Source organism: Hespellia stercorisuis DSM 15480 (genome assembly GCF_900142165.1).
Lineage (GTDB): Bacteria > Bacillota > Clostridia > Lachnospirales > Lachnospiraceae > Hespellia > Hespellia stercorisuis.
The window spans coordinates 1-10,031 of record NZ_FQZY01000106.1 but is presented as its reverse complement, the minus strand read 5'-3'; the positions used below and the strand labels follow the sequence as shown (position 1 = coordinate 10,031).

At 47.4% G+C, this 10,031-nt stretch carries 5 protein-coding genes; 1 reads left to right on the top strand and 4 read right to left on the bottom strand.

Going from position 1 to position 10,031, the window contains the following annotated elements:
- Positions 1-5 precede the first annotated feature (5 nt).
- Positions 6-1,793, bottom strand: coding sequence for a hypothetical protein (locus BUB85_RS19770; protein ID WP_143160800.1), 1,788 nt, complete (start codon positions 1,791-1,793; stop codon positions 6-8).
- A gap of 169 nt (positions 1,794-1,962) precedes the next feature.
- Here BUB85_RS19770 and BUB85_RS19765 point away from each other — a divergent pair, with 169 nt between their 5' ends.
- Positions 1,963-3,825 carry a sensor histidine kinase gene (locus tag BUB85_RS19765; RefSeq protein ID WP_159434688.1) on the top strand — a complete coding sequence of 621 codons (1,863 nt, stop codon included), beginning with the start codon at positions 1,963-1,965 and terminating at the stop codon, positions 3,823-3,825.
- Between the two features lie 235 nt (positions 3,826-4,060).
- Here the strand turns inward: BUB85_RS19765 and BUB85_RS22390 are convergent, their stop codons facing one another.
- The 3 genes from BUB85_RS22390 to BUB85_RS19750 form a co-directional block, all read right to left on the bottom strand.
- Entirely contained in the window at positions 4,061-5,914 is a 1,854-nt protein-coding gene (locus BUB85_RS22390; protein WP_073113216.1) for a 2-aminoethylphosphonate--pyruvate transaminase, read from the bottom strand.
- Positions 5,915-6,028: 114 nt separating this feature from the next.
- Positions 6,029-8,749 carry an extracellular solute-binding protein gene (locus BUB85_RS19755; protein ID WP_073113215.1) on the bottom strand — a complete coding sequence of 907 codons (2,721 nt, stop codon included), beginning with the start codon at positions 8,747-8,749 and terminating at the stop codon, positions 6,029-6,031.
- Positions 8,750-8,760: 11 nt separating this feature from the next.
- A complete protein-coding gene (locus tag BUB85_RS19750; RefSeq protein WP_073113214.1) occupies positions 8,761-9,516 on the bottom strand; it encodes an ABC transporter ATP-binding protein in 756 nt (251 codons plus the stop codon).
- Between the last annotated feature and the right edge of the window lie 515 nt (positions 9,517-10,031).

Here is a 10,031-nt window from a genome sequence, read left to right as displayed (position 1 = left end):
ACCAATTACCGAAATAATATCGCAAAACAGGTTTTAAAAATTCTCTGTTTTGTACAAAAATTAATTAGTTCCCCAAGGGGGTTCTGAACAGTTACTATTTTTTTCAAAATTGCACCGGAGAGGCCAAAAGCAATCAGCAGCACGGTGCCTGTAATGAAAACCATCATCCACATCTTTGAGCCGTCCTGTTCGAACTCCTCCTGCCTGACCGTTTTACTGCCAGATACAGATGTGCTTTCGGATGCGGACGCGGTTTGGGACACGCCCGTTGTATTGGCGCTTTCTTTTTGCGAAGTATTTTCACTCTGTCCAGATCTCTTCACAGCACCCTCTGTATTGTCTGTTCTGCCTATTATTACCTCTGGCATGAATCCAAAAGTTCCTGCCAGTACAAGGGGATCAGCTTTTTGCTTCTTCACCACTGCTGTTCCACCCGTCTCATCCGGTGCATCCTGCGTTGGCTCGGTCTCGAGTATGGTTGTTGGAGGCTGTAGCTCATCCGGACCCGGCTCTTCTTTTTTGCCTGCGCTATCATCCTGACCCGGTTCCTCTTCCTTGTCCGGATCCTCTATCTCCGGTACATCCTGCGTTGGAGGTGATGGAAGGATCGGCTCCTTATCCCCGTCTCCGAGACCGCCATTTTCCGGAATGTCACCTCCCAGATCTGTTCCACCGCCCCGGTTCCCATCGTAAGGCTCTCCGGCGATAACACCGCCTGTTCCGTCATAACAGATGACATCTGAATACTGCTCCCCGCTCTCGGTCTGCCAGCCAAACACGAAGGAAATCGCAGGATCACCCGGTTCCCATGGTATCTCATCTTCCGCGCACTCCGGGAGACTCTTTCCTTTGACCAGCGAAAACTGTGCCTGTCCTTTTTCTTCCTCAATGAGAACAGGATGAGCGGATACCGGAGTATACGTGTCCTGATCAAAGGAATAATACAGCTGTGGTTCCCGTACTCCCCGACAGTAATAATCTAAGGATACGAGTGTACTCATCTGGTATTCATAAAACCGTGTCTCTGAAAAGGTGATGTCCCGATCAAAGAATACAACCTCCGCTGTCAGGGGAACCTGCTGCGCAGCTCCTGAAACATGCCCGCCAAGCCGGAACCGCTGCCTGCCTGCAATCTGGGATTCAAAAGCTTCTAAATCCCATTCTACAGACATTTCACTTGAATTATCCTGCCCCTGGTAGTTATAATAAGCATAAACAGTAGATGGCAGATGCTCCGTAAGATTTCCTGCCTCCGGCACCATGACTTCTACATAAGGATAGTCAGTCACAACCGGAAGTTCTGCATAATGAATCTCGCCTTGAACAACAGTTCCGCCACCCACGGAGAGGGTTCCGCCTTCCTCCTGATAGATGGCACAGCCACCCGTTCTGTTCTCTATGGCGATCGCTGTCATCTTCAGCCGCCCTGCTTCTGCTACCCGGATGACTTCTCCATCCCCTGTTATCGTGAATTTGGGGCCTCCGGCAAATTGGAGATTTCCTTCTACGAGCAGGTGATATGCTCCTGTATCAATGCACAGTTCACCCGGCTCAGTCATATCCGAAAAGAAACGGCTGTAGATAAAATCCCCGGTCATGACAACGTCCTGTGTGAGCTTAATCGTTCCACCGGCACTTTCATGATCCAGCAGCCAGACCTGTAGCTCTTCCCATGTGGACGCACTTTCCCACTGCACGTCCTCCCCGGGTGTGTCCTCTGCCCGGGCAAGAAGCACCGGAGAGCAAACGAACAAAAACAATATAACGATAATTTGTGAGTATCTACGTCTCATAAATATCCCTTCCCTACGAGGTATTTTTATGGATTCCAAAAAATGGTTACAAAATCTAATCCTTTTTTTGGTGCTTCTGTTTCTGTCAGGCACCTTCTTTTTCGCACTTTATCTCTATGATAATAAGTATAGTTCACCTGTTCCTGTTTCGCAAGACGGAATTGCACTTTTGGACGAAAACAATCTGTCCCGGGATGTTCCTGCTTATCTGGTAGACGGGTGGAAACTGTACCCGGATCAGCTCCTGACACCGGCACAGATTGCTTCTACAGCGGACACAAGTTCTGTCACTACCTATATCGGGCAGTTTCTGAATTTGTCTGCATTTCATAGGAACAAGGATTCTTACGGCACGGCGACTTATCGGCTTTTACTTCATTACGATGGTGCGCCCGCCACTTTCAGCCTGCTTCTGCCGGAGATCTATTCCTCTAGCAAGGTCTATGTGAATGGTGAGCTGGTCGGACAGACCGGAAGCATCTCTCCCTATCAGCCACAGATTAAGGATCTGGTCTGTTCATTTACGCTGACAGAAGATACCGAGCTGGTGGTTCAGACAGCAAATTATACGCATTACTACAGCGGTATGACTTTCCCGCCTGTTCTGGGAAGCGCTGCATGCATGTATACAATGAATGCCGTCCGGATGATTTTTTATGGTTTTCTCTGTTTCTTTTCTCTGGCTATCGCACTGTTCACACTTCCCTTTTGGACGCAAAAGGGTTCCAGACATCATCGTCTTTCGCTCTGTCTGGGTGTCCTTGTGCTTAGTTTTTGTGTGCGGATTTTGTACCCTTTTATTCATCTTCTGGGGCTTGGTTCGATCCGGCTGCTCTACACAATGGAGGATGCGGCTTCTATGCTGGGTATTTTCTGCATTCTTGCTATCGTTCTCCTCTATATGGGCATCCCCCTCTCCCACGGAAAAGGGGCCATGCTCTGCCGCTGCGCAGGTACCATGCTCCTGGTTTCCATCATTGTGCCGCTGGCCGTACTCCCTGTGTTTCCTACCTATACCTTTGTATATGGCAAAATGATTTCCATCTACAAGCTTCTGGTTGCGCTATTGCTGATTTGCCTCACGTTCTACTCCTCAGTGAGACAGAATTATAAGGCCAAATGGCTTCTGGGCGGCGTCACCATCTATGGCACCAGCCTCTTTGCCGGCACGGTCCTGATCAACCGGTATGAGCCGGCATATACCGGCTGGCTGGATGAATATGGGGTGTTTGCTCTGGTTCTTTGCTTTAGTATGTTTATGTTTTTGGAAAACCGTTCCATGATTGCGGAAAATGAATCTCTTACCTTCCATCTGCAAGAGGAGGTAGAGCTTAAAACACAGGATATCGCCGGACTGATCAACGAGCGGCAGCGTTTTCTTTCCGAGTTCCTTCATGATCTGAAATCGCCGATGGCATCCATCCTGACCTATACCCAGTTAATTCAGGAAAATCAGATTCAGCTGGATCCCGATACCGCCTCACTGCTCACGGTCATTGAAGACAAATGCAGTGACATGGCCGGACGCATTAAGACGATGCAGGATTTTACGGTAGAGAACAATCTGGAATTTTGCATGGAACCACTTGACCTCTATCTGCTTTTACAGCAATTTCATCACTCCAATCAACCCGATGTTGAGCTTGACGGCATTGATTTTCTGTTTTCCAGCAGGCTCACCGAGGGCGCCTGTATGATTCTGGGAAATCGTGAGAAATTGCTGCGTATGCTGGAGAACCTGGTTTACAATGCTGTGGCTGCCACCCCTGCGGACGGCACGATCACGCTTACCCTGCGCAAGGAATCAGATCACGCACTGATTACGGTTTCTGACACGGGCTGCGGCATCGCTCCCGAGGAGATTTCTCATGTTTTCAATCGGTTCTATACCAACCGGCCCAACGGAAAAGGGCTGGGGCTCTATATTGTGAAAACCATTGTAACAGAACACAAGGGAACCATTGACCTGCATTCTGTCCCTTCGGAGGGAACCTCTTTTATTATAAGTATTCCGTTATTACACCAACTGTAGGTGAACGTCAACCGGAAAACAGCTTTTGTAAGGTTATTTTTTAAGAGCAAAGAGTTTCGTATGCGAAACTCTCGCGCCGAAGCGCGGTCACCCCAGTGACCATATTCCATTTGTGCGTAGTGCGCATCCCCCGGAGGGTTTTTATGTAACGAGGAAAGTTCAGAGAACTTTCCTCGTTACATAAAATCAAAAATGGCAGGGGGGGATCCCTGCCATTCTGTATGTACACTATTTTCTACACATATTCCAGAAGTCCGCGGATATCTTTGATCACCGCATCCGCTCCTGCCTCTTCATACTTCGCCTTCGCTTCTCCAAGGATCTGCTCTCTTTCTTCGTCAGACAAATCCTCATATTCTTCTTTGGACAGACCGATCAGAGAACTTCCTTCTAATACGCCTATGGTAAATACTCCGGCACTTTTCCCTTCCTTTATATCAGAAATGGTATCACCGACCTTCACCAGCTCGTCCACAGAGGAAACCCCGAGCTGCTCCATATTTTTATAGATCATATACGGATACGGGCGCCCCTTACTGCCCACTGCATCCGGGCTGAACCAGCAGTCCGGCGCGTAGCCTGCTGCCTTTGCACCTTCCACTACAATTTTCATCATATCATCCGTATATCCGGTCGTCGATCCGATTACAATCCCTCTCTCCCGAAGTTCCTGAACTGTCTCAAGCACATAGGGATTCGGCTGTGTATACTGATCCAATATTCCAAACAGTGTGGGCTCAAATTCCTGATACAGGCGGTCCACATCCGCATCGACCGGCTCTGCTCCATATTGCTTCACCCAGAGTGCATGAATCCGCGGTATATTCAACATTGTTTTGATGTGGTCCCACTTCAGCATTCCCATTGGCTCGCGGATTTCCTCCATGGTCGGCTCAATCCCGGCATTCTGAAACACCTGCGCAAATGCTTTCACCGGGGCAAAGCATCCATAATCTACCGCCGTGCCTGCCCAGTCAAAGATCACTGCCGTTTTGGTTTTCATTCTGTCAAAAAACTCCCGGAAAATGTCTGCCAGCTTCAGAATATCTTCCTCGTAGATCTCTCCAATATTTCCGATTCGGAATGTGTCTGCATCCGTAACCTTTCCCGGATAGATCGCATAGCCGCGTTCCTTGATATACTCATACATTTCCACAAAAGAGAAATTGTGATGCTCCGGATAAAGGAAGGTAGTGATAATCGGTCCCTGATTTTTTTCGCTGATATACGTCCGGATTCCCATTGCTTTCATCTTTCGGATCAGCAGACGGTTGTTCTCATAATAACGCTTTGACCGTGCCGCAACTCCACCTTCTTCTTTAAATTCCTCCAATGCCTGTGCAAACGCCAGCACGGTATGGGTCGGGGAAGTGAAACGCCATTTTCCGTCTTTTTCCATGGTCTTCCACTGATCAAACAGATCCAGTGACAGGCTTCTCGCCTTTCCTTCACTCTCCTCCAGTTTTTTTCGATTACAGATGATAAATGAGAACCCGGGTACTCCCTGAATGCACTTGTTGGCACTGCTTACCAGAAAATCAATTCCCAGCTCTTCCACCGGTATATCCACACCGCCAAAACTTGACATCGCATCCACGATCATCGTACATCCTGCTGCTTTTGCCACTGCTGCCACCGCTGCGATGTCATTGAGGATACCGGAGGTGGTCTCGCTGTGTACCATCACAACGTGTGTGATCTCATTGTCTGCTGCGAGTAACTCCTCCACTTTTTCTGCGGATGGTATCTGGTCATATTCCACACGGTACGGCACATAGCAAAGCCCTGCATGGTCCGCAATACTCATCATTCGCTCCCCGTAGGCTCCATTCGCAATGATCAGCAGCTTCTGATCCGCTCCGACCACGCTGGTCAGAACCGACTCCACACCGAAACTCCCGCTCCCCTGCATCAATACGGTTGTATAGTTTGCCTCGGATGCATGCGCTATTTCCAGCAGTTCCTTTCTGATCTTCTGCGTGATCTGCTTGTAGTCATCATCCCAGGTACAGTGATCTTCCATCATCACTCTCTTGACAGAATCTGTAGTCGTCAGTGGTCCGGGTGTTAATAATTTGTAATTAATCATGATATTTCCTCTCTTTTCTCTTCTATGTTTTGCCTTCTATTTTGGGGCTTCTGTTTTTGTTTTATATTTTTGTTTTATATTTTTGTTTTCTGTTCTTTGTAAAGCTGCCTGTTTTTACTTACAGCTCTCCGACAATTCCTGATGTTTCTTAAGCAGATCCGCTGTCAGCGGCTCTGAAAATACCTTCGGATTGGCGGACTCATTGTTTGCATCGACCGTCTCTCCCTCATAAATCGCATTTGGATACGTTTCCTGCAGTTCTGCTCTGCCGTTCTTGATGATGCACTCTGCCATCTTCATTGCAAGCGGGTTGGTCTTCTCGCCTTTATCAATCACTGCCACAGATTCCGTCAGTGAAAAATTACCCTCGACCGGATCTACAAAGTCGATTGGAAGTCCTGCTGCTTTATCTGCCACCGCCTGGTGTCTGAGTCCAAATCCGACTGCAACCTCCCCTGCACGTACCTTCTTGATCGGACCGGAGCCTGAATCTTCAATATGAGGACCTGCATTTTTGTATATGTCTGTCAATACTTCTTTCGCTCCATCCTCACCGTATTCACTGACCAGTGCCTGAATCAGAAGCCATGCTGTGGAAGAGCTCTTGATATCTGTCACGGAAATCTGTCCCTCGTAGACTGGATCTGCCAGATCCTTGATGGACGTCGGCATCGGGAGTCCCTCCTCCTTCATCACCTCTGTGTTCACGATGACCGCTCCCTCCTGAGATGTGATCGGGCGGTAGAAATCCGGTGTCTCTGCAAGCGTCGGCGCATCGAAGGTCAGTGTCTCAAACATATCATTCTGCTCCTGCGCACTGTCAAGATAGAAGGAACTCATGGTCACCAGATCTGCCTCGATGTTGGTTCCTTCTGCCAGAAGCTTACCGCCAAGCTCCGATGTTCCGAAGGTCTGGATCAAATACTGTCCTTCATATCCATTTTTATCGAGTGCATTTTTCATTGCTGTAACTGCCTCGTCATCCGCATTTGAGTAAAGGATGACCTGTTCACTGCTTTTGTCTCCACCGTTTCCGGAACATGCACTGAGCATTCCCGCGGAAGTCAAAACACATGCACATACCATACATGCCGCCACTAATTTTTTCGCTCTCATCTTTTTCTTCTCCTCTTTATCTTTGTTATTCTTTTCCTTCTGTGCTGCTTTTTTATAGTTTGCTATCAGCCAGAATACTGCCTTTGCAGCAATATTCGTAAATAATATTCCAAGTGATAACACAAATATCTCGTTGAACTCTGCAAAATGCTGCAGCTCTTTGATCTTTGTCGTGACGACCATCGTCCGCGCCCCTGCAATAAACACCACCGCACTGACCGTCACCATCGCATTTACAAAGTAATAACTGAACACCTCCAGAATCGTCGGCAGTGCATTTGGTGTCACCACCCGGAAGATTGTCTTCATCCAGTTGTCGCCCATGAGCATCGCCGTCGTCTCCCACGACGCATTCATCTTTTCCAGTGAATTTTTCATCATCAGATACGGCGTGGAAAAATAATGTACCACGTTGCACAATATCATCAGTACAAATGTGTTCTGCAGAGATGTCCCTGAGAACATCAGCAGAAATGCTATACCGATGACCATGCCTGGAATGGTATTCGTCACCAGTGCAATAGCTTCTACCATGCGCTTGCACTGCCCGGATATTCTGCTCCGCGCTGTCACGAGTGCTGCACCGTAGGCTACAAGGGAACCGACAAGTGCCGTCAGAATCGATACGTACAGGGAATTTTTAAATACCCCGGCCAGAACCGGGTCCGCAAATACTTTGCTGACGTGCTCCGTGGTAAATGTCATGTCGTACGGCCAGCCGCTCACGAACGGAACGATGAATACGACCGCAAAAATCGTGACGATCATAAGCATGACCCCCGCAGACAGAACCGCGCATATACCGTCTCTTGTCCTGTTCTTCCAGTTCTCCACTACGGAGATTTTGTTGTATCTGACATTGTACCGCTCCAGATAGTGAAGCAGCGCGATGCTCACCACCGACGGCACCAGCATCACCACCGCCACCACCGCTCCATTGTTAAAATTGGGGAGACTTCCCAGCATCTCGTCATACAATACGGATGCAATCACGTCATACTGTCCGCCTACAGACGCCGGGATCCCGAAATCTGTGAACGCCAGGAAAAAACACTGCACCAGTGATGCTGCAAGGGTTCCAAGCAGCGGTCTCAGAATCGTGATACCGAATGTCTTAATGCTCTTGTCACCCATAACCCTGGATACGATCATAAACTTTTTGTCGATGTACCCCATCGTATTATGAATCAGCAGGAAGGAAACCGGCAGTGTGTAGATTGCGTAACCAAGCAGCAGACCGCCAAACCCGTAAATGTTAAAGAACTGATGTCCGAAAGCACGCGTCACAAGTCCCTGCTTTCCAAAGGAGTATATGATTGCAAATCCATATGTAATGGTCGGAAGAAGCATCGGGAGCACCGCGCCTCCCCGGATTATTTTCTTCACAATTCCAGGAAGATTTGTGTAGTGTACCGTGTACGCCAGCAAAAATGCCAGCAGAGTTGTGAGCACCGCACTGCATCCCGCAGCTTTTACACTGTTGCCTGCCGCCTGCCAAAAGCCTTTTTTCGTGAACATTTCCACATAATGCGACCAGAACGCTCCATCGGAGCTCTGGAACGATTTCAGAAGCAGCATGATCACCGGCACAGCCAGAAACCAGATGAACAGAACCGCTACCGCGATAAAAATAATCTGAATCTCTGTCTGCCTCTTATGCTGGCTCCGGTTTTTCTGCTGTTTCCTACGTTGTCTTTTTTCTTCTTTTTTATTTTCCATCACACCACCTGCTATGCTGTCGCTTCACATCGAAACAGGCTGAATATATTGTTCCGTTTGATTTCCAGCTGATTCAAAATGAACTCCCTGATAAAGGAATTATTTGGTTCGTTAATAATCTCTTCCGGCCTTCCGTACTGCGATATCTTTCCTTCATTGATGATCAGTACTCTGTCAGAAAGCGTCAGTGCTTCTTCCGGATCATGGGTTACAATGATCGTGGTCAGGTTATACTCTCTTGCAATCGTCTTGATCCTGTCCTTGATCGATTCCTTGATCACACCGTCCAGTGCACTGAGTGGCTCATCCAAAAGCAGGATCTTCGGCTTCATCACCATGGTTCTCGCCAGTGCCACTCTCTGCTTTTGTCCACCGGAGAGTTGTTCAATCCTTTTCTCCAGATGTTCCTCCAGACCGAGAAGTTCAATTAATTCAGCCACCTCTTCTTTGCTGGAGATTCCCGGATTGTTTTTTAATCCATATGTGATATTGTCGTACGCATTCAGATTCGGAAATAATGCATAATCCTGAAATACTATATTGAATCCTCGTTTTTCCATCGGTACTCTCGTCAGATCCTGTCCATCATACAGAAGCTTGCCACTGTCGATATCTGTGATTCCGAGTATCAGGTTCAAAAGTGTGGTCTTGCCGCTTCCGGACGGTCCCAGAATGGAAATGATCTCACCATCCTGCACGTCCAATGTGATGTCGTTTAAAATTGTTGTTCCGTCAAATGCTTTCTTAATATTTTTGAGCTCCAGCATCGCATGTGCCCTCCTTTTTTTGTGTTTTACTTTGTATCTTTCTTTATGTTCTGCTCTGTGTCTTTCTTTGTGTTTGCTTCGTGTCTTTCTTTCAGGTTGTCTCGATTCAACACTTGAAATTATATGGGCTGCGGCAGTGTAAATTCAATAAAATCAGAGTAAACACTTTGTAAAGGGCTTGTAAAACCAAAAAAGAAGGGGCTGTCGCACTAGCTGATTAAATTCAGCGGTGCGCAGCTCTTTTTTTCCTACAGAAATGTCCTTTTTATTCCATTTCTGATTCATATTGATTTTTGGGCGTACTTGAACCAGACCTTCTATGAAAAGGTTGTTTTGAATTTTGATAGTTCAAAAATCATGCTGTTTTAAGTTCAAATAAATGCTGTCCTATTTTACCGGATTGTATTTTTCTGTGAAGTTTATTGATGTTATGAGCAATTGCGATCATGGTACTTTCCGCAAGGACATTCACAGTTCCGCGACACAGATATTTTCGAAAGGACATATCTTCTTTG